Genomic DNA, 22,169 nt, shown 5'->3' on the forward strand with positions numbered 1-22,169 from the left:
TTTAAATTATCAGAATATTTGGTAAAATGATTAAATCTTATACCGTGGGAGGAAATTTAATGAATTATTATGAACCACTTTTATTAACACCAGGACCTACTCCAGTTCCAAAGGAAATCAATCATGCTTTAGGTTTACCTATGGTTGGTCACCGTTCACCAGATTTTGAATCTATAGCTAAAAAAGCATTTAACAATTTAAAACCCATTTTTGGTACAGAAAATGAAGTTATGATTTTAACATCAAGTGGCACTAGTGTCTTAGAAGCAAGTATGTTAAATATAGTTAATCCTGATGATCATTTTGTCGTTATAGTGTCAGGCGCCTTTGGCAATCGCTTTAAACAAATTGCTGAAACATACTATGAAAATGTATACATATATAATGTGGAATGGGGACAACCCCTTGATGTTAAAGAATTCATAACATATCTTAACAATTTAAATCATCAAATCAGTGCTGTATTTACTCAATTCTGCGAAACGTCAACAGCTGTCCTACATCCTGTAGGTGAACTTGGTAAACCATTGAAAACATTCGATCAAGATATCTACTTTGTTGTAGACGGTGTGAGTTGTATTGGTGCTGTAGATGTTAATTTAGAACGTGACAACATAGATGTGTTAGTTTCTGGAAGTCAAAAAGCAATTATGTTGCCACCTGGACTAGCATTCGTTGCTTTTAATGATCGTGCGTTGAAACGTTTTAAAGAAGTTACTACACCACGCTTTTACTTAAATTTAAATAAATACTTTGACTCACTTAAACAAGATTCTACTCCTTTTACACCAAATGTCGGGTTATTTAGAGCTGTAAACGCTTATGCCGAATTAATTCATTCTGAAGGGTTTGAAAATACCATCAAACGTCACTATATTATTAGAGACGGTCTAAGATCAGCTTTAAATGCATTAGATTTAGAACTTCTAGTAGAAGATGATTTCGCTTCCCCAACGGTAACATCGTTCATACCAACATCCAAAGATGAATTAACTCATATTAAATCAACTTTAAAAACAAGATTTAATATTACAATTGCTGGTGGTCAAGGTAAATTGAAAGGAAAGATTTTACGTATCGGACATATGGGTAAAGTCTCACCTTTCGATATGCTCTCAGTTATAAGTGCTTTAGAGATTATACTTACAGATTACCGTCAAACGAATTATATTGGGAAAGGCTTAACAAAATTTTCAGAGGTGATTCATAGTGAAGCATAATATTCTAGTGTCAGACCCTATTTCAACAGATGGATTACAAAGTTTATTAAACCATTCTGATTTTAACGTCGATATTAAAACTAATTTGGATGAACAATCATTATTAGATATTATAGATAATTACGAGGGTTTAATTGTTCGTAGTCAGACGCAAGTGACTCAACAAATCATTGAAAAGGCTAATAAATTGAAAGTTATCGCTCGTGCTGGTGTTGGCGTTGACAATATTGATATTGATGCTGCTACTCTCCAAGGTATTTTAGTTATTAATGCACCTGATGGTAATACTATTTCTGCAACTGAACATTCAGTAGCTATGATTTTAGCGATGGCTAGAAATATTCCTCAAGCGCATGCATCTTTAAAAAATAAGGAATGGAATAGAAAAGCATTTAAGGGTGTCGAACTTTACCACAAAATATTAGGTGTCATAGGTGCAGGACGAATAGGTATTGGTGTAGCACAACGACTTCAAAGTTTCGGTATGAAAGTATTAGCTTATGACCCTTATCTTACGGAAGATAAAGCACAGCAATTAGGCGTTAAACTTGCTACTATAGATGAAATAGCTAGACAAGCTGATTTTATAACAGTTCATACGCCATTAACACCTAAAACAAGAGGTATTGTGAATTCTGATTTCTTTTCAAAAGCAAAGCCAACATTGCAAATTATTAACGTCGCAAGAGGCGGTATCATCAATGAAGATGATTTATTAAATGCACTAAATAACAATCAGATCGCACGTGCTGCGTTAGACGTATTTGAACATGAACCTCCTACCAATTCACCATTAATTGAGCATGATAAAATCATTGTTACGCCACACTTAGGTGCATCAACTATTGAGGCTCAAGAGAAAGTTGCAGTATCAGTGTCAGAAGAAATTATAGATATACTGGAAAACGGGAATGTAACACACGCAGTCAATGCCCCAAAAATTAGTTTCAATGATATAGACGAAATAACACAACAATGGATTGAAATAGGTGAGTTATCTGGTGAATTAGCAATTCAATTAATTGAAGGTGCACCGAGAGAAATCAAGGTGACTTTTAATGGTGATGTCGCTAAACAGGAAACTGACTTAATTACACGCTCAATTGTAAAACAAATTTTGCAACAGGATTTAGGAGATCGTGTTAATATCATTAATGCTTTTGCACTTTTAAATGAACAAGGTGTAACACGTAACGTTGAAAAAAGGGCATCACAAGGTACTTTTAGTAATTATATTCAAGTTCATTTAGTTAGTGATACAGAAGAAATAAAAATTGGTGCCACTGTCATAGCTGGCTTTGGTGCTCGTATTGTACGTATTAATGATTACTCTGTAGACTTTAAACCTAATGCCTACCAACTTGTTTCTTATCATGGTGACAAGCCTGGTATGGTCGGTTTAACTGGTCAGCTACTAGGTAAACATAATATTAATATTGCATCAATGTCACTTGGCAGAAATGTACAAGGAGGCCAAGCGATGATGGTATTATCAATTGATCAACCTGTTACTGAGGATATTATCAATGAACTATATGATGTGGGTGGTTTCGATAAAATATATGGAACTACACTTTCAGTCAAATAACTAATCTTTTTAAAGATTCACTACTATAACTACTTGAAATAATAATGCCCCTCAATGATGAATTTTACTTCATCATTGAGGGGCGTATTAATACTAATGATTTAATATCAATTTATGGTGAATTAACCTTACAATAAAATATTTTTAATTAAACCTATATGATCAACAATATAATCCGCTTCATGACGCTCCAATTCTTTACGAGCCTCTTGCCCTTTTAACCCTGTTAATGTACCTATAAAAGTAGCACCTATTTGTTTAGCACTGAATAAATCAGCCAATGAGTCACCAACAATGATTACATCTTCTTTATTTACAATTTGATCTTGCTGAGTAATGAATTGTTTATAATTCTCCTTGTTATTTCCATATAGAGTAGCTATGTAGCAAAAAGGATTAGGCTTACCTAGAGGTATAAATTCAGGATATTCATTTTCAGCTTCCATAACATCACTTGCAGTAACAATGTGATTATCTGAAAAGAACGCTTTTAAACCTAAAGATTCAAATGGAACTAATGTCTCAGTTCTAGGTCTACCTGTAGCTATTGCAAGATGATAACCTCTCTCTTTAAGAGATTTAAGTAATGACTTTATCTCTTCAATAGGTCTAAGAACAGTTTCGTGATAAATAAAACCATTAATGCCATCAAGAATAGAAGGCTTTTCTTCAACTTGTTCAAATAATTCAGAACCCAAGTATAATTCTTGGTATAAATCTCTTGCAACAAACCATAGAGGTCCTTTAAGTTTAAACAAACGCGCATCATTAACATTTAATTCTTTCTTAGCATATTGTTCTAACTCAGCATAAATATTATTTTTACCACCTTGACTATGATTAATAAAATTCATAGGAAGTTCATAATCGATTTTAAAATCTTTATTGATCAATGACTGAATGTCTTGAATACTTCTAGCTGAAAATTGATTATCTTCTATAATGTATTTAATTTGTTGAAAGGTAAATTGCTTCATTAAATGGATAAAATGTATGCAAAAAACGACAAATAACATATCCCAATTTGAATTTAATCCTATTGATTTTAATCGATTAAGAATTATATCATTATTAAATACTTTACTGCGAATATTATTTATAGTTTCGTCACTTAATGTATTTAATTTAAATGATTTATCTAAACCTAAAAAATGTTCACTTTTAAGTAACGCCTCTATAGTTAAAGCTGACGTATCGAAACAACGTTCCTCACTTAAGAATACACCATCTACATCAAATAAAATTGATTTCATGACTTTTCGCTCCATTATTTTTGAATATTCTGATACTTATAATCTTAACGCCTTATATCTCAATGTCAATAAAACTATAATAAAAAACTGATGAATTCTAGGTGGCCTCCTAAAATTCATCAGCTAATTGAACAACACATATTTATCAATATGGTTATATCTTATCAAATCAGTAAGACATATTTTGTCTGTCTTAATACTTTTAAAAAATGAAACTATAAATTTTACATTTGCTTTTCAATTTCATCTGCGACTTGCTGTACATGAGTGCCAATTATAACTTGTGCTGAGTGTTGACCATTTTTGGTTACCCCAACCGCTCCTGCATTTCTAATTTTTTGTTCGTCAATAATAGAATTATCCTTTAATTCCATTCTTAATCTAGTAGCACAATTGGTCAATGTAGTAATATTTTCACTACCACCTAATCCTTCTAAGATTTGACTTGCTGTGTGATGATATTTGCTTTTACTTGTAGTTTCAGCCCCATCTTTCTTAGTTGTATTAGCAGTTGGATCAGCTAATAAATTGTCACCACGACCAATTGTGTTGAGGTTAAAGATTTTAATGACAAACCTAAAGATAAAGTAATATAAAACGAAGAATACAATGCCTTGAACTAAAATCATTAACGGATGATTAGCCACTGGATTGATTAGTGATAATGCGTAATCAATTAAACCTGCACTAAATGAGAATCCTGCTGTCCAATGAAATAGTGCAGCTATAAATAATGACAAACCGGTTAATAATGCATGGATTACAAATAATACGGGTGCAACAAACATAAATGCAAATTCAATCGGTTCAGTTACACCAACCATAAATGCAGAAATGGAACTTGCTATAAACCAACCATATACTTGTTTTTTCTGAGCAGATTCAGCGGTGTGATACATCGCCAACGCTGCAGCTGGCATACCAAACATCATAATTGGGAAGAACCCTGCTTGATATCGACCAGTAATACCTTTGATTGCATCTTGTCCAGTTTGGAATTTACCGATATCGTTAATTCCTGCTGTATCAAACCAGAACACAGCATTTAATGCATGGTGAAGCCCAGTAGGAATTAATAGTCGGTTAAAGAAGCCGTATAGGAATGCACCGAATGGTCCAAAACCAACTAACCATTCACCAAATGCCACTATAGCTGAATATATAAATGGCCATGCGAATAATAAAATCATAATTAAAAAAGTACAATAGAATACTGTCATAATTGGAACTAATCGTTTACCACTAAAGAATGATAACGCTGTAGGTAATTCCACATCACTGAATTTGTTATAACAGTATGCTGAAATTAGTCCTATTATAATACCAATAAACACATTTGAATTATCCATCTTACTAAATCCGTCGTTTACAGCACTCTCTTTTATATTAAATAATGGTGCTACGAACTCAGGAGATAATACTTTAACGACCAGTGCAAATCCCAAAGCACCCGCTAATGCGACTGCACCATCATTTTTCTTTGCCATACCAATCGCAACGCCAATTGCAAAGATAAGCCCTAGTTGGCCTAGTATTGCAATCCCTACCGTACTGAAGAATAATGACACTGTTGGTAATATATTTAATGCTTTAAGCAAATTACCAATTCCAACGATTATTGCGCCAGCGGGTAAAACAGCTACTGGTAGCATTAAGGATCTCCCTAAATTTTGAAAAAACTTAAACATGTCACTCACTCCCAAAACACATATTATTCAAATAATTTATATATAACTAAGATATGTATATAGTTCCTTAATTAATTTACCATAAATGTAAGCGCTTTTGATGTGTCAATTTTAAATCATTTTAAAAATATAATAAGCATACAGGTATCTAACACGCTAAAGCTCTTCAACCTATAAATGTAGAATTTTAATTTTAAATAAATTTATAAAAATAAAAGTCTCGTATTAAATTCACTGAGATTAATTAAGTGTATACTTAAAAACAAAAACACCCTATTAAAATAACTATTTGAGTCATTAAATAGAGTGTTTATTGTTAATTAGTTACTATAATTTATTTATCTAGACTATCTTGAATTAAGTGTAGTTCTTTTTGTAATTGTGCTGTACGTCTTTCAATTTCATGTGTTAAATAATCTATTTTTTCATTTCTTTTTAAATCTTTAGGAATATCTGATTGATAAATTGGCTCACCAAATTTAATAAGTGCCTGACCTGTAATTAAACCAAGTAATTTTTTAGGTCCAACATAGGCTGCTGGTAAAATTGGCGCTTTGCCTAACATTGCAATAGTTGAAGCGCCTCTTTTTAATGGAGCCCCTTCAGCTGATGTACGATGTCCCGTTGGGAAGATACCAACAGTTTTATTTTCTTTTAACAAATTAACTGGTCTTTTCAATGTACTTGGTCCTGGATTTTCACGGTCAACAGGAAAAGCATTCAATGAAGTTAAAAATTGACCAAACCATTTATTATTAAATAATTCTTTTTTAGCCATGTAATGAATTTCATTAGGAACTAATGCCATACCTAACATGATCACTTCATTATAACTTTCATGAGTACATGTTACTACGTATTTGTTATCTTTAGGAATATTCTCCTTTCCAATAACATATAATGATTTAGCCATTTTAACTAATATAAAATCTAATAGTCTACTTATAAATTGATACATTATGTCACCTGCTTATTGATTTCTATACTTTATTGATTTTATCATTATCCTTATATATGAACAACTTATCAAAAGATACATCTAAAGTCTGATAGTGGATTACTGGCAATATTTGATTAAACCTTTCATAATTAAATAAAGGGTTAATATTATAATGGAGGTTAAAAATGTCTGAATTTAATCAAGAGAATCAATCAAATTATAACAACTATCAGCAACCTCAACCTGGAAAACCTAAATTCCCATGGTTTAAAACAATTATCGTTGCATTAATTGCTGGTGTGATAGGTGCTTTACTTGTCTTAGGTGCAAGTAAAATAATGGGATTAGTTGGAATAGATAATAGTGGTGCCCAAGTTCAAGAAGCCAATAATAGTAAAAGTGGAAATGTATTAGACGGAAAAAGTGATAAATATAAATCTGTTAATGCAATGATTAAAGATGTATCACCTGCGATAGTTGGTGTCATTAATATGCAAAAAGCTAATGGTCTAGAAGATTTTTTACAAGGAAAATCGTCATCCGAATCTGAAGAAGCAGGTATTGGATCAGGTGTAATCTATCAAATTAATAATAATTTTGCTTACATTGTGACAAACACCCATGTAATAAGTGGTGCATCCGAGATTAAAGTGCAATTGCATAGTGGTAAACAAGTTAAAGCGAAGTTAATTGGGAAGGATACTGTATCAGATATAGCTGTCTTAAAAATAGATAATACTAAAGGTATCAAATCGATTAAATTTGCAAATTCTTCAAAAGTGCAAACTGGGGATAGTGTATTCGCTATGGGTAATCCTCTAGGTTTGGAATTTGCTAATTCAGTTACTTCTGGAATTATTTCAGCAAATGAGCGTACAATTGAGTCAAATACTACTTCTGGTGGTACTAAAGTTAACGTCTTGCAAACTGATGCTGCAATAAACCCTGGTAACTCTGGTGGTGCATTAGTAGATATTAATGGTAACTTGGTTGGTATCAACTCTATGAAAATAGCCGCTGAGCAAGTAGAAGGTATTGGTTTTGCTATTCCAAGTAATGAAGTTAAAGTAACTATTGAACAACTTGTTAAAAACGGTAAAATTGAACGCCCTTCTATAGGAATTGGTTTACTAAATTTAAGTGATATTCCTGATTCTTATAAAAAAGAATTAAACACAGATCGTGATGATGGTATTTATGTTGCTAAAGTAAGTCGCTCAAGTGAATTAAAAACAGGCGATATCATTACTAAAATAGATGATAAAACTGTAAAAGAAGATACTGATTTAAGAACTTATCTGTATCAAAATAAGAAGCCTGGTGAGACTGCTAAACTAACTGTTATACGTGATGGAAAAACGCTAACAGTTAATGTTAAGCTAAAAAGCCAGTCCGATATATCATCTACTCAATCATCTGACTCTGAATCAGACAATAGTCGAAATAGTCAATTTATACAATAGTTTTTTTAACAAAAGAACATAATACACAAATACGGCCAGTACATGATTAATCAAAATCAATTACTGGCCGTATTATTGTTTATATTGTCGCCTTTGACTTATTAGTAAGAAATAAAGCTTGAACAATAATTAAAATTAATGTAATGACCGATACTAAGAATCCAACATGATAAGCGATAATACTGTGTGTCAAGGAATTACCTAATTGATTTATTACAACTGAAAGAATTGTTGCAATAAAAGCTGTTCCAAAACTTGAACCAATATTTTCAATCATATTAATTCCCACAGCCGCTTCAGCTAATACGCTTTCTTTAATGCCCATATATGCATCAGTAGTTAAACCTAAATTAATGCCTCCAACACTACATCCTCTTAAAAATAAGATAATAGATAGAGCAATGATACTAGTATGATCTGTAATAAATAATAAAGGTATTGATCCAAGCATCGATATTATAACACTTACTAAAACCACCCATTTCGCTCCATATTGATCGATCAATTTCCCCATGTATGGTCTTGTAATAAGCATTCCAATTCCCTGTGGAATAAGTGCTAGAGCTGCTTCAATAGGAGTGTAATGCTTAAATGTCTGAAAATATAACGGAATTATGAACATAGGTCCCATGATACCTATGTTCGAGAGAAATAAGCCTATAAATGATGCTGTATAATTTCCCTTACTAAAGAGTGATAACGGCATAATGGTATTATCATGTTTAACTTTATTATGAATATAATACAACCATTAATCAGAAGAAGAATAGTAGTTCTATTATAAAAACTATGGTAATCACTTGCTTTTTTTAAGCCGTATATGGTTGATTTACTGATAAGACCTAGCAATATGATTCCTAACATGTCAATAGACTTACTTTTATTAAAAGGGACAAAGTTCGATAAATATTTTATTTGCAATAATACGGCGATGATTACGACTAAGACATTAATAAAGAACATCCAGCGCCAAGACACAATATGAATTACAACTCCACCAATGACTGGTCCCATGATGGGCCCGAATATCACCCGAATATCATAGGTGTACTTACGACAGTCATGACTTTCCCAATATCGTCTTGACCCGTTGTCTTAATCAATAGCGTGAACATTAACGTTGTAATTATGCCCGCGGACAATCCTTGAATAATTCTGAACACAATAAAACTCTCTACATTCCAACTAATACCAGCTAATACAGATGTAATTCCAAATAGAATTGAGACTCCTATAAATACATACTTCCCATTAAATTGATTGACTAGCCATCCTGCTATTGGAATAACTAGCGCTAAAGCAAGGACATATCCTGTTATACCCCACTGAGTGATTTCAATAGTAGTATTAAATGCGTTGTTAAGTTGTTTGATTGCTATATTAATCATTGTAGAATCTAACATAGGTGCTATAGCCCCTAATGCTATTGCCCAAGCAGCTATCATAATTTCTCTCGATACTTGACTATCATTTAATTTTGACATACGTTCCTCCTATATATTGTTTCCATGTCAACAAAATATACTCTTTTTTGTTTCCTTGTCAACAATATATAACAAATAAACTCGCTTAACCTGTAAGCGAGTTTTTAAGTTTAATCTCTTATAATGATCTTTTCTCTTGTTCGATTAGTTGATCCAAATGTTGATGATACCTATTAATGAAGGTCATCATATTATTAAATTCATCTTCTGTCATGCTGTCAAAAACACTTTGATCTCAATTTTGAAACGATTCATGTAATTCAGAGTGAATTTGATAAACGCTTTCACCCTGTGCAGTTAATTTAAAATATATTTCTTTTTTATTGTCTTTACTTTTAAAACTTTCAATTAAACCTTTTTGCTGCAAACGTTTTGTTAATTTACTAATTGCACCTCTTGTCATAAATAGCTTATTCGCTAAATATTGTACATTGGGATTCTGATATTCTTTAATCGCTTCAACGCAATGAACTTCAGATGATTTGAACCCCTTAAGTGCTTGTTCCATTTTATCTTTATTTAGCCAACCTATTTTATTAAACAAATCTCTAAAGCTACTCATTAAAATTTCTTCTTTATTATTAGTCATTTCATCACTTCTTTTTAATCTTTATAACACATTTATTATACCCGTACTCTATTTATTTTTTCATAAAAAGGGCAATGCGCAAAATCTATAAGATTTCGCAACATTGCCAATAAAATTAAACTTATTATTTATAGTTAACCATGAAATATTTTTTCTTACCACGACGAATGATTGTAAATTCATCATCTATTTTATCCTCATTGCTTAATTCATAGTCTACTGATTGTTGTCTTTCCCCATTAATATAAATAGCACCGTTATTAACATCCTCACGTGCTTGGCGTTTAGACGTCGCAATGCCTGTTTCAATTAAGACATCAATAATATTTGAAGTTTCAGTTGATAATTCAACTTGAGGAACATCTTTGAAACCTTCTTTTAATTCTTTGCCTGATAATGATTTTAAATCGCCGCTAAATAAAGCTTTAGAAATACGAATGGCATCATCTAATGACTCTTTACCATGAATAAATTCTGTAACATTCTCCGCTAAGGCTTTTTGCGCTTCTCTTAAATGAGGTTCTTGATTTTTAGATTCTTCGAGACGATTAATTTCATCTTTATCTAAAAATGTGAAGTATTTCAAGAATTTAATGACATCATCATCTGATTGATTAATCCAAAATTGGTAAAATTCATAAGGGCTTGTTTTGTCAGCGTCTAACCATACAGCACCTGATTCTGATTTACCAAATTTCTTACCATCCGATTTCGTAACTAAAGGAATTGTTAAACCATATGCTTCAGTTTGTCCATACATACGTCGCATTAATTCAATACCACTAGTGATATTACCCCATTGATCTGAACCACCAACTTGTAATTTACAATTTAATTCACGGTTTAAATGACCAAAGTCGATAGCTTGAAGTATAGTATAAGTGAATTCAGTGTAAGATATACCATTCTCAAGGCGAGATTGAATAGAATCTTTACCTAACATGTAGTTCACACCAACATGTTTACCATAATCTCTTAGGAAACTAATTAATGAGATTTGACTCAACCAATCTTTGTTATTAACTAAAATGGCACCTTTATCCGTACCAAATTCAAATAATTTATGCATTTGAGCACTAATACCCTCAACGTTAGCCTCTACTTGGTCTTCTGTTTGTAGTATACGTTCTTCAGATTTACCGGATGGATCACCAATCATACCAGTTCCCCCACCAATTAGAACGATAGGTCGATGACCATGTTCTTGGAAACGTCTTAGAGTCATAAAGGGAAGCAAATGACCAATATGCAGACTATCAGCAGTAGGGTCAGCACCACAATATAAAGAAATTTGTTCCTTATTTAATAATTCTTCAATGCTACTTTCATCTGTTTGTTGATAAATTAAACCTCTCCATTGTAACTCTTCAATTAAAGCGTTTGACATCAATATTCCTCCTAAACAAAGATTTTATTTTTAATATTTAGTGATCTATACTCTATTTATGAAAAATAAAAAGCACCCATACATCGTTAAATGTAAGGGCGCTTGAGCACGTTACCACCATACTTAAATAGCATATTGCTATTCACTCTATCAATGATACGTTCATTAATAAACGTTGGACAATTCATAATGAGGTGTATTCATATAAGTGCAACTATTAGTTCACAGCTACCACTAACTCTCTGGAAATCACAAATATATTACTTGTCCTCTTATCCAAAATATATTGAATTCTAATTAATTATAAGTATTAAAAATATAAAAGTCAAATCAGTGATTATGGTATACTATATTTAAATTTCAAGATGCTTAAGGTGAAAGAGATGTTAACCAACATTAATAGAGATACTAAGTTTAATTCATTTGAAAAGTCCTACAAAAAAAAGAAACATGCAATTGTAGGATTATTTAGTGTTGGGTTATTTATATGTTTAATAGGATTTATAGGTACAGTTATTTATTTCAATCATTTAACGCATGAATCGTCTAAAATAAGCGATCGTGAATTAAAACAGAAAGTCTTGCATTTTGCAGGTGACGATTTAATAAATCATGAAAATTCTGATATCTTAAGTGAATATGATAAATCTGAGAACTCTCTAATAGTAGGTCCTAAACACGTCAATCCAAATGTCATTAAAGCTCTTACCTCTTCCGAGGATACCATGTTTTATAAACATAAAGGTATCCTTCCAAAAGCACTCGTACGAGCAATGATACAAGATGTATTTAATCTTGATCAAAGTACTGGTGGTAGTACAATTACTCAACAACTAGTTAAAAACCAAGTGCTATCAAGTAAAAAAACATATAGTCGAAAAGCAAATGAGCTTATTTTAGCAATGCGTCTTGAAAATTTATTGTCAAAAAATGAAATCATCTATACATATTTAAATATTGTACCTTTCGGTAGAGATTATGAAGGTAACAATATTACAGGTATTGCGTCTGCGTCTTATAGTTTATTCGGTATTCCACCGAAAGATTTAAATATTGCACAGTCTGCTTACCTAATTGGTTTATTACAAAGCCCGTATATGTATACACCGTATGAAGAAAATGGTGAATTAAAAACTTATAAAGAAGTCAAAATCAGCGTTGATCGTCAACACTATGTATTAAAACGAATGCTTGTTGAAGGTGTAATCGATAAAGAGGAATACCGCCATGCTAAACGTTATCATATCTATGACCATTTACTTACAAAACTGCAATTAAATAATAATCAATCTGCATAATTGATAAAATGTCTTATTTAATTAAATTCATAATTTGTTTCAAAAACAAATTCATAAAAAAACTGCCGACAAAGTTTTGCGCTTTGTCAGCAGTTTTCAACGTAACATAATAATACATTATGATAGTCGGTATTCCAGTCTACTAGAATAAGCCTACTGCATGGCCGTCTTCTGTAACGTCCATATTTAATGCAGCTGGTTTTTTAGGTAATCCAGGCATAGTCATGATTGCACCAGTTAATGCAACAATAAATCCTGCACCTGTTTTAGCCTCTAATTCTCTAATAGTAATATCAAAATCAGTTGGAGCACCTAAAGCAGTTGCATCATCACTGAATGAATATTGAGTTTTAGCCATACAGATTGGATATTGACCCCAACCATTGTCAGTAAATTCTTTTAGTTGTTTTTTAGCTTTTTTACTAAATGTAACTGAAGAACCACCATAGATATCTTTAACGATTGTTTCAATTTTTTCTTCTAATGATTGATCTAAATCATATAAGAATTTGAAATCATTTGGTTGTTCAATAACTTCAAGTACTTGGTTAGCTAATTCAACGCCACCTTTACCGCCTTTTTCCCATACTTCAGTTAAAGCGATTCTAACGTTATTTTCTTTAGCCCAAGCTTTTACTGCTTCAGTTTCAGCATCTGTATCATGAATAAATGCATTTAATGCGATAACTGGTTCAACACCAAATTTACGGATGTTGTTAACATGACGTTCTAAGTTAACAATACCAGCTTTTACTGCTTCAACATTTTCTTCTTTTAAGTCATCTTTAGCTACGCCACCATGCATTTTAAGGGCACGAACTGTTGCAACTAAAACTACTGCTGAAGGTTCAAAGCCAGCTTCTCTAGCTTTAATGTCGATGAATTTTTCAGCACCAAGGTCTGAACCGAATCCTGCTTCTGTTACAACGATGTCTGCAAGATCACGTGCTGTTTCAGTAGCTAAAATTGAGTTACAACCATGTGCAATGTTAGCGAATGGTCCACCATGAACTAATGCAGGTGTACCTTCAATAGTTTGGACTAAGTTAGGTTTAATAGCATCTTTAAGAATCATTGCTAATGCGCCTTCAACTTTTAAGTCTGCAACTGTAACTGGTTTACGATCACGAGTGTAACCAATAGTAATACGGCTAATTTTTTCTTTTAAGTCATTAATATTACGAGCTAAACATAAGATTGCCATTACTTCTGAGGCAACTGTAATATTGAAACCATCTTCACGAGGTACACCGTTAGTAGGTCCACCTAAACCAACATTTACATGACGTAATGCACGGTCGTTCATGTCTAATACACGTTTCCATTCAACACGACGTACATCAATGCCTAATTCATTACCTTGATGGATGTGGTTATCGATAAATGCAGATAAAGCATTATTTGCAGTAGTAATCGCGTGGAAGTCACCATTGAAATGTAAGTTAATATCTTCCATTGGTAATACTTGCGCATAACCTCCACCAGTTGCCCCACCTTTAATACCAAATGTAGGTCCTAGTGCTGGTTCACGTAAAGCTACCATTACATTTTTCTTTAATTCGTTGAACGCATCAGATAATCCAACAGTAACTGTAGATTTACCTTCACCTGCTGGTGTTGGACTCATTGCAGTTACTAAAACGACTTTCCCTTTGTTGTCTTTTGGTTTGATTTGATTGATATCAATCTTAGCTTTATAGTGACCATATTGTTCTAAAGCGTCTGCTGGGATTCCAGCTTTTTCAGCGATTTCTCCAATAGGTTTTAGTTCTGATTGATTAGCAATATCTAAATCTGATAAATGTGCCAACTTATTTCAACCCCTTGTTATTTATAATTTGATTTATGTAAGAATACCTCAAATCAGTTGCTTAAGGTTTCTTTTAATCTTACATATTAATAATAACTAACAATGTAAGCGATGTCGAATTTTTGAGAGCGTTTCCAATGATTTGTGTAAAATTTAACTTAATTTTATGATAAATCTGCTAATTTAAATAAATTTATTTTATAAATCTAAAAATTTAAAGTAAAAATACATCATAATATGAATTCAAAAACCTTTATTTCGACTTAGGTCAACTATAATCATTATAAAAGCTAGGACCAATAATTGTCCTAGCTTAGTTACATTCATTAAAATTTAATCTTCCATCGTACTTAAATCGCCTGCATCTAAATTAAGCTCCCAAGCTTTTAACACACGTCTCATAATTTTACCAGAGCGTGTTTTAGGTAATTTATCTTTAAATTCTATTTCTCTTGGTGCTGCATGACCTGATAGCCCCTCTTTAACAAATTTACGAATATCTGCTTTTAGCTCATCTGAAGGTTCATAGCCTTGGCGTAATGAAATAAAGGCTTTGATAATTTCGCCTCTGACAGGATCTGGTTTACCGATAACACCCGCTTCAACTACTGCTTCATGCTCAACTAATTTCGATTCTACTTCAAATGGACCTACACGCTCACCAGCAGTCATAATTACGTCATCAACACGACCTTGGAACCAGAAATAACCTTCTTCATCTTGATATGCTGAATCACCTGAAACGTACCAATCTCCAATAAAATAAGAATTATATTTTTTAGGGTTTTTCCAAATTGAATACATCATAGATGGCCAACCCTTTTTAATAGCTAAATTCCCCATTCTGTTCGGTGGTAATACATTACCTGAGTCATCTATAATAGCAGCCTCTATTCCCGGTAATGGTTTACCCATTGAACCTAATTTAACGTCAACTGCAGGATAATTCACAATCATATGACCCCCTGTTTCTGTCATCCACCATGTATCTAATACACGTTTATCATATACATCTTTAGACCATTTAATAACTTCAGGGTTAAGTGGCTCACCAACAGATAAAATTGATCGTAATGATGACAAATCATATTTTTCTACTACATCATCACCTGCGCTCATTAACATTCTTAATGCTGTAGGCGCAGTATACCAAATTGTTACTTTAAATGTTTCAATCATGCTATACCATTGTTCAGGAGAGAATCGACCACCCGCTATGCAATTTGTAACACCATTTAACCACGGTGCAAACACACCATAAGATGTACCGGTAACCCAACCAGGATCAGCTGTACACCAGTAAATATCGCCTTCTTTTAAATCTAATACATATTTACCTGAAATATAATGAAGTAACATTGCTTTTTGAACGTGTAATACCCCTTTAGGTTGACCAGTAGAACCTGATGTGTAGTGTAAGATTAAACCATCATCTTCTTTTAACCACTCAATATCAAATTCTTCACTTGCTTGATTCAATTCTTTATTGAAATCAACATATTGTTCATCAACTTCATCGTCAACAACTACTATTGTTTCTAAGTGAGGTAATTTATCCTTAGGAATTCTGCCTAGTAAACTATTTGTAGTAACAATGACTTTTGCTTCACTATTTTCTAATCTATCAGTTACAGCTTTTTCCATAAAAGCTTCAAATAATGGACCAACGATAGCACCAATTTTTAGAATACCAAGAAAGGCAAAATATAGTTCAGGCGTTCTTGGCATAAAGATAAATACGCGATCCCCTTTTTGAACATTCGCTTTATCTACTAAAACGTTGGCAGCCTTATTTGATAGCACTTTTAATTCTTTAAAGCTAAATTGTTCTTTACGTTTTTCATCTCTATAATTAAGTGCAATTTTATCGCCTTCACCATTATCAACATGACGATCAATACACTCGTAAGCCATGTTTATTTTTCCTGTTTCATTCCATGAGAAAGCTTTTTTCACTTCATCCCAATCAAAGTTCTGATATGTCTTTTCATAATCTTGTAAATTATAATTACCTTGCTCGCTTTCAAATACTTCTACTTTCATTGTAAATTCCCCCTCATTTAATGAAATCGCTTTCTTCAAAAAGTATTATACATCAATTTTTGTGTTATTCAAAATTTTTAGATAATTATTACAATTTAATTTGTTTATTTCTCTAAATAAATATAAAATAACTATAATAGTAGTTCATATTGGGAGTGAGATGAATGAAACACATTAAAACAAACGTAACCAAGCACCTAACAATTAACAATAAGCATTTCATTATTGAAGGCCCTGTTTCGTGCAATTATTTGAAAACGCTTTCTTTCGATGAGTCGTTAAATGCCTTTAGACCGGCAAAAGATCAATTTGACGCTTTGAAAGAAATTACGCAATTACCTGAAGGTCGTATATATATTGCTCGAGAAAACAAACATGTCATAGGGTATGTAACATATCACTATCCCGATGAATTTGAAAGATGGTCTGAAGGACAACTACCCTATTTAATTGAGTTAGGTGCTATAGAAGTGCATCGTGATTTTAGACAGTTTCATCTAGGTGGTGAGCTTATTTCATTAAGTCTTTCTCAAGATGAGATTGAAGACTATATTGTTTTGACAACTGAGTATTATTGGCATTGGGATTTGAAATCAGCTAAATTAGATGTTTTTGAATATAAAAAAATGATGCAAAAATTAATGTCTAAAGGTGGATTAGAAGTATTTGCTACTGATGATCCAGAAATTACCAGTCATCCAGCTAATTGTTTAATGGCGAGAATTGGTAACAGAATTACATTAGACCAGCAACAGTCTTTTGATGATTTACGTTATAAGAATCGATTTTTATTTTAAGATTTCTGTTAAAAATTTAAGGGGTATGATATTTATGCAAAATAATTTAAAAACGGGTTATGTCTATTCAGGTGAACTATTAAAGTATCGTTTTAATGATAACCACCCTTTTAATCAAATGCGATTAAAATTAACTACAGAATTACTCCAAATGATGAAATTGTTGAAGGATGATCAAATCATTAATCCTAGAATAGCCACTGAAGAGGAATTGGCTTTAATTCATAAATATGATTATATACAAGCAATTAAACATGCGTCTCATGGAATTTTAAGTCCATCGGAGGCTAATAAATATGGATTAAATACAGATGATACATTCCAATTTCAACATATGCACAGGCATAGCGCAAGGATTGTTGGTGGTGCACTTAATTTGGCAGATGAAATAATGAATGAAAATATATTAAATGGTTGTCACTTAGGTGGCGGATTACATCATAGTTTACCCGGACGTGCCAATGGATTTTGCATTTATAATGATGTTGCCATTACAGCAAAATATCTTGCTACTAAATATAAGCAGCGTGTGATGGTCATTGATACAGATGCGCATCACGGTGATGGGACTCAATGGAGCCTTTATACTGATAATACGATCATGTGTTATTCCATCCATGAAACAGGGAAATTTTTATTTCCAGGTTCAGGACATTACACTGAACGTGGCGAAGATTTGGGTTATGGTTATACAGTAAATTTACCGTTAGAACCTTATACTGAACATGATAATTATTTAAAAGTCTTTAAAGAATCCGTGACAAGTGTTATTGAGGCTTATAAACCTGATATCCTACTTAGTGTACATGGTGTGGATATTCATTACTTAGATCCTTTAACACACATGAGTTGTTCATTAGAAACTTTATACGAAATTCCATATATAATTAATAAATTAGCGCACAAATATACAGATGGAAAAATTTTAATGTTTGGTGGTGGAGGTTATAATATTTGGAAAGTAGTCCCAAGAGCGTGGAGCCATATATTTTTAGCATTAATTAATAAACCCATTCAAGAAGGACCTTTACCAGAACAATGGATTAAAAAATGGCGTGCGTACTCACCAGTAAACCTACCAAAACATTGGACAGAAGATTATCGCGACTATCAAACAATACCCAGAACATATGAAATCTCACAGAAAAACAACGAACGAGCAAGTAGAATCGTTCATTGGTATACACACTAAGGGAGCGGTATGATGATTTAATTTTAAAATCATCATACCGCTCCCTTAAAACAATTATAATTGGAAAGTTTATAACATATCTTCTCAGTTTGTCAGTTGTTATGTGTTAAAATTGTAACTATTAATAATAAATTATTTTTTTACTACTAGTCTTTGGTTGTACCTCTATACTCAATACGGTGAGGTAAAATAACATTAGGTTCTTCAATTTCTTCTTCGTTCATATATTTTGTTAATAGACGCATGCCTACAGCACCGATATCATATAATGGTTGGATAACACTAGATAGTTTTGGTCTTACCATCTCTACTAATCGTGTATTGTTGAAGCTAACAATTTGTAAATCTTCTGGTACTCTAATACCAGCATCTAATGCACTATGCATAATACCTATTGCCTGTTCATCACTTATTGATAAAATGACATCAGGTAAATCCCCTTTCAAATCCTCGAATACTTTAATACCGTCTTTATAACTTTCAGATCCAGAGAATTGCACAGTTTCATTTAATTTTAATTGATGACGATCCACTACTTCTTTAAGACCATTAAATACATCTTCTTGAGCTTTTTTAGAGTAATCACCGCTTACTAATGCAAATTCTTTAGCACCTGATTGAATTAGCTGCTCAGTAATTTCCATTGCTGCAGTTTTGAAATCAATATTAACAGAAGCGATATTGTCATCTTTTCCATTCGTACCTGATACGACGACTGGAACAGATGATTGATTAATTAAATCTTTAATTTCATCAGAAATCGTTCCACCTAAAAAGATAATACCATCCACTTGTTTACTTAATAAATTATTAAATATTTCTTTTTCTTTTTCAGAATCATTATCTGAGTTAGAAATTATAGAATGATATTTGTACATTGTTGCTATATCCTCAATACCACGAGCTAATTGAGAATAATAGATATTGGATATGTCAGGAATGATAACGCCTACTGTTGTTGTTCGTTTACTAGCTAGTCCTCTTGCAACAGCGTTTGGTCGATAATTTAATCTTTTGATTACTTCATTAACTTTTTTTCTAGTTTCAGGTTTAACATTTTGATTACCATTCACTACTCGTGAAACGGTTGCCATAGATACTCGGGCCTCTCTAGCAACATCATATATAGTTACTGTCATAATTTCCTCCTTGTAAGCGTTTTATTTGTTATTATAACGTGTTTTCATTTCATTTTCAAAGTTTACCACAAAATCGCTTTCATTCAAACCTATTGTTAATAATTTCACATTTATGTCAAATTTTATATTATTTTCATTACAAAGAGTGATTTGCCATATTATTCAATAAAAATGAATTCGTTGATTAATAAATAGAATAGCTAAAGTTTGACAATTTAAAGAGCTATTCATTATTACCAGAATTAGTATTATAAAACATACTTATAATTCAGTAAAACGAATAGCTCATGTATATCAATTATCTAATTAAGTGAACTTATTATTTTAATTTTTTTAAATTATATAATTCAGCTAATGGTTTCAATTCATTGTAAAATTGATCAAATTCATTTAAATCCATTTGTTGACCACTATCACTTAGTGCAACAGATGGGTCTGGATGAACTTCTGCCATTACACCATCTGCGCCAACAGCTAAAGCAGCTTTTGCAGTTGGTAACATAATATCTTTGCGTCCTGTGCTATGCGTTACATCTACCATTACTGGTAAATGCGTTCCTTGTTTTAAAATTGGAACAGCAGATATATCTAGAGTATTACGTGTTGCTTTTTCATAAGTACGGATACCACGTTCACACAGGATAATATTTTTATTTCCTTGTGAAGCAATATACTCGGCTGCAAAGGTAAATTCTTCAATAGTCGCAGACAATCCTCTTTTTAATAGGATAGGTTTATTAGTTCTGCCAGCTTCTTTCAGTAATTCAAAGTTTTGCATGTTACGCGCGCCAATTTGAAATACATCTAGGTATTCATCAGCAACTTCAAAATCAGCAGGATTTACAATTTCACTAACAACATTAAGATCGAATTTATCTTTAACATTTTTTAAAATTTTAAGCCCTTCAACGCCTAAACCTTGGAAATCATAAGGCGATGTACGAGGTTTAAATGCGCCACCACGAATGAATTTCTCACCCCTAGCTTGCAAATCTTTTGCGACTGCATCTACCTGTTCTTGAGATTCTACAGAACAAGGTCCAAATACAAATGATTTATTCCCATCGCCAATAATGCCACCGTTGTCAAATTTAACAATTGTATCTTCAGGTTTTAATTTACGTGATACATAAAGATGTTTTTCATTCTCAGATTTTTGCAAGTCAGTTGACGCTTTGAAGATTTCTTTGAATAATTGCTTAATAACATTATCATTAAAAGGTCCTTGGTTACGATCCATTAATTCATTAATCATTTCCTTTTCGCGCTGTGGATCATAAACTTTTGTGCCTTGTTTTATTTTTTCTTCACCAATCTTTTGAGCTAACTCACCACGTTTAGATAATAATTCTAAAATTTGATTATTAATCGAAACAATTTCTTCTCTGTATTGTTCTAATTTCGTTGACATTACTACTCACCTCAATAAAAGTTACTTAATTAATTATATTACTTTAAAGCGATAAAATAATATTAGTTAGATAATATTCTAACAATTTAAAAATAATAGTTCAACCTTAGAAGTCCAAAAATTTTCTAAAATTTATGAATTATCTAATTACTATTGTGAAATTTTTAATTAATCGTTTTCGATATAAAAAATGGAGCGAATCAAAAATCTAATATATAGATTTCTGAATCCGCTCCATTTAATGAATGAATATTAACTTAATCAATAAGTTAAAGTTTCATTAATCATTAAAAGTACGTTTATCTATTTTACTTTTAGCTTTTTCAGCTCTTTGTTGTTGTTTAGGTGTTTTATTTTTAACTTTTGGTTCGTTTTGTGATTGCTTGCTATTCCCTTTTGATTTTTCATTGTTTGATTTTGTATCGTGTGTGATAACACCATTTTCAAATTTAGAAGTAGCGTGAGCTTGATTATTTTTTACTTGGTCTTCATTGGTGTTAATTGTTTTGTCTTCTTTTGTAACTAAATTAGGAACAGTATAAATACCTTTTGATTTAGCAACAGAAGGCTCTTCTAATAAATTTTTTGTTTTATTGGCTACGTTTGAGTCATTATCTAATTTACTTTTTTTTGTTTTAGCAGCTGATGCTAGATTTTTCGCAGTAACATTTTTATTATGGCTAGCATCATCCTTAATTGAAGGATCTGATAAATTATTATTTGATGATTCAACTTTTACTGCATTTTGTTGTGCTGTTAATTCAGTAGCACTAACCTCTTTAGTTTCATTTTCTTCTTTCTCTGTTTCAGCTTTAGCTTCTTGTATTTCTTGTGCTTGTGGTGATTGATCTGCTAAATTATTCGACG

The 22,169-nt window shown here is 32.1% G+C and carries 14 protein-coding genes and 3 pseudogenes; 6 read left to right on the forward strand and 11 right to left on the reverse strand.

Annotated elements, in window-relative coordinates; all coding sequences use genetic code 11:
* Window positions 1-59 precede the first annotated feature (59 nt).
* Entirely contained in the window at window positions 60-1,220 is a 1,161-nt protein-coding gene (locus tag HMPREF2715_RS01585; protein WP_070839218.1) for a pyridoxal-phosphate-dependent aminotransferase family protein, read from the forward strand.
* Window positions 1,210-2,808 (forward strand): phosphoglycerate dehydrogenase, encoded by a 1,599-nt coding sequence (serA, locus tag HMPREF2715_RS01590; protein ID WP_070580913.1) that lies wholly within the window; start codon window positions 1,210-1,212, stop codon window positions 2,806-2,808. Before HMPREF2715_RS01585 ends, serA begins: the two co-directional genes overlap by 11 nt.
* Window positions 2,809-2,936: 128 nt before the next feature.
* Here the strand turns inward: serA and HMPREF2715_RS01595 are convergent, their stop codons facing one another.
* From HMPREF2715_RS01595 to HMPREF2715_RS01605, 3 genes are all read right to left on the reverse strand, one after another.
* A complete protein-coding gene (locus tag HMPREF2715_RS01595) occupies window positions 2,937-4,061 on the reverse strand; it encodes an HAD family hydrolase (protein WP_070580915.1) in 1,125 nt (374 codons plus the stop codon).
* Window positions 4,062-4,285: 224 nt separating this feature from the next.
* Complete coding sequence (nagE, locus tag HMPREF2715_RS01600) at window positions 4,286-5,749, reverse strand: N-acetylglucosamine-specific PTS transporter subunit IIBC (protein ID WP_053024786.1); 1,464 nt, start codon at window positions 5,747-5,749, stop codon at window positions 4,286-4,288.
* Between the two features lie 334 nt (window positions 5,750-6,083).
* Window positions 6,084-6,707, reverse strand: coding sequence for a lysophospholipid acyltransferase family protein (locus HMPREF2715_RS01605; protein ID WP_053024789.1), 624 nt, complete (start codon window positions 6,705-6,707; stop codon window positions 6,084-6,086).
* 167 nt (window positions 6,708-6,874) lie between these two features.
* On the opposite strand from HMPREF2715_RS01605, the gene HMPREF2715_RS01610 reads away from it, so the two are divergent.
* Window positions 6,875-8,152 carry a S1C family serine protease gene (locus tag HMPREF2715_RS01610; RefSeq protein ID WP_070580917.1) on the forward strand — a complete coding sequence of 426 codons (1,278 nt, stop codon included), beginning with the start codon at window positions 6,875-6,877 and terminating at the stop codon, window positions 8,150-8,152.
* Between the two features lie 79 nt (window positions 8,153-8,231).
* Here the strand turns inward: HMPREF2715_RS01610 and HMPREF2715_RS01615 are convergent.
* From HMPREF2715_RS01615 to tyrS, 3 genes and pseudogenes are all read right to left on the reverse strand, one after another.
* Window positions 8,232-9,636, reverse strand: a pseudogene (locus HMPREF2715_RS01615) (DHA2 family efflux MFS transporter permease subunit).
* A gap of 118 nt (window positions 9,637-9,754) precedes the next feature.
* Window positions 9,755-10,225, reverse strand: a pseudogene (locus HMPREF2715_RS01620) (MarR family winged helix-turn-helix transcriptional regulator).
* A gap of 124 nt (window positions 10,226-10,349) precedes the next feature.
* Window positions 10,350-11,612: a tyrosine--tRNA ligase gene (gene tyrS / locus HMPREF2715_RS01625; protein ID WP_070678444.1), complete on the reverse strand. Its 1,263-nt coding sequence runs from the start codon at window positions 11,610-11,612 to the stop codon at window positions 10,350-10,352.
* A gap of 383 nt (window positions 11,613-11,995) precedes the next feature.
* On the opposite strand from tyrS, the gene HMPREF2715_RS01630 reads away from it, so the two are divergent.
* A complete protein-coding gene (locus HMPREF2715_RS01630) occupies window positions 11,996-12,910 on the forward strand; it encodes a biosynthetic peptidoglycan transglycosylase (RefSeq protein WP_070678441.1) in 915 nt (304 codons plus the stop codon).
* Window positions 12,911-13,052: 142 nt separating this feature from the next.
* Here HMPREF2715_RS01630 and HMPREF2715_RS01635 read toward each other — a convergent pair whose 3' ends face one another.
* Complete coding sequence (locus tag HMPREF2715_RS01635) at window positions 13,053-14,720, reverse strand: formate--tetrahydrofolate ligase (RefSeq protein ID WP_011275491.1); 1,668 nt, start codon at window positions 14,718-14,720, stop codon at window positions 13,053-13,055.
* A 333-nt stretch (window positions 14,721-15,053) separates the two neighbouring features.
* The gene (gene acsA / locus HMPREF2715_RS01640; protein ID WP_070580925.1) at window positions 15,054-16,763 is read right to left on the reverse strand and encodes an acetate--CoA ligase; all 1,710 of its coding nucleotides are present in this window, start codon (window positions 16,761-16,763) and stop codon (window positions 15,054-15,056) included.
* A 164-nt stretch (window positions 16,764-16,927) separates the two neighbouring features.
* On the opposite strand from acsA, the gene HMPREF2715_RS01645 reads away from it, so the two are divergent.
* Both HMPREF2715_RS01645 and HMPREF2715_RS01650 read left to right on the forward strand, forming a co-directional pair.
* Window positions 16,928-17,560, forward strand: coding sequence for a GNAT family N-acetyltransferase (locus HMPREF2715_RS01645; protein WP_070580927.1), 633 nt, complete (start codon window positions 16,928-16,930; stop codon window positions 17,558-17,560).
* 34 nt (window positions 17,561-17,594) lie between these two features.
* Window positions 17,595-18,752 carry an acetoin utilization protein AcuC gene (locus HMPREF2715_RS01650; protein WP_070580929.1) on the forward strand — a complete coding sequence of 386 codons (1,158 nt, stop codon included), beginning with the start codon at window positions 17,595-17,597 and terminating at the stop codon, window positions 18,750-18,752.
* Window positions 18,753-18,898: 146 nt separating this feature from the next.
* Here the strand turns inward: HMPREF2715_RS01650 and ccpA are convergent, their stop codons facing one another.
* The 3 genes and pseudogenes from ccpA to HMPREF2715_RS11985 form a co-directional block, all read right to left on the reverse strand.
* Window positions 18,899-19,891 (reverse strand): catabolite control protein A, encoded by a 993-nt coding sequence (gene ccpA / locus HMPREF2715_RS01655; RefSeq protein WP_070580931.1) that lies wholly within the window; start codon window positions 19,889-19,891, stop codon window positions 18,899-18,901.
* Window positions 19,892-20,210: 319 nt separating this feature from the next.
* Entirely contained in the window at window positions 20,211-21,302 is a 1,092-nt protein-coding gene (locus tag HMPREF2715_RS01660; protein ID WP_070580934.1) for a bifunctional 3-deoxy-7-phosphoheptulonate synthase/chorismate mutase, read from the reverse strand.
* 280 nt (window positions 21,303-21,582) lie between these two features.
* Window positions 21,583-22,169, reverse strand: a pseudogene (locus HMPREF2715_RS11985) (Maebl); the annotation flags it as partial.

This window comes from Staphylococcus sp. HMSC062A01 (assembly GCF_001836805.1).
GTDB classification, from domain to species: Bacteria; Bacillota; Bacilli; order Staphylococcales; family Staphylococcaceae; genus Staphylococcus; species Staphylococcus haemolyticus.

What these genes read in the sequence shown, in the direction of transcription:
- nagE (WP_053024786.1), bottom strand. Translation starts at nt 5,749, where the DNA reads ATGTTTAAGTTTTTTCAAAATTTAGGGAGATCCTTAATGCTACCAGTA.
- HMPREF2715_RS01630 (WP_070678441.1), top strand. Translation starts at nt 11,996, where the DNA reads ATGTTAACCAACATTAATAGAGATACTAAGTTTAATTCATTTGAAAAG.
- tyrS (WP_070678444.1), bottom strand. Translation starts at nt 11,612, where the DNA reads ATGTCAAACGCTTTAATTGAAGAGTTACAATGGAGAGGTTTAATTTAT.
- HMPREF2715_RS01610 (WP_070580917.1), top strand. Translation starts at nt 6,875, where the DNA reads ATGTCTGAATTTAATCAAGAGAATCAATCAAATTATAACAACTATCAG.
- HMPREF2715_RS01605 (WP_053024789.1), bottom strand. Translation starts at nt 6,707, where the DNA reads ATGTATCAATTTATAAGTAGACTATTAGATTTTATATTAGTTAAAATG.
- HMPREF2715_RS01645 (WP_070580927.1), top strand. Translation starts at nt 16,928, where the DNA reads ATGAAACACATTAAAACAAACGTAACCAAGCACCTAACAATTAACAAT.
- HMPREF2715_RS01585 (WP_070839218.1), top strand. Translation starts at nt 60, where the DNA reads ATGAATTATTATGAACCACTTTTATTAACACCAGGACCTACTCCAGTT.
- HMPREF2715_RS01650 (WP_070580929.1), top strand. Translation starts at nt 17,595, where the DNA reads ATGCAAAATAATTTAAAAACGGGTTATGTCTATTCAGGTGAACTATTA.
- ccpA (WP_070580931.1), bottom strand. Translation starts at nt 19,891, where the DNA reads ATGACAGTAACTATATATGATGTTGCTAGAGAGGCCCGAGTATCTATG.
- HMPREF2715_RS01660 (WP_070580934.1), bottom strand. Translation starts at nt 21,302, where the DNA reads ATGTCAACGAAATTAGAACAATACAGAGAAGAAATTGTTTCGATTAAT.
- acsA (WP_070580925.1), bottom strand. Translation starts at nt 16,763, where the DNA reads ATGAAAGTAGAAGTATTTGAAAGCGAGCAAGGTAATTATAATTTACAA.
- HMPREF2715_RS01595 (WP_070580915.1), bottom strand. Translation starts at nt 4,061, where the DNA reads ATGAAATCAATTTTATTTGATGTAGATGGTGTATTCTTAAGTGAGGAA.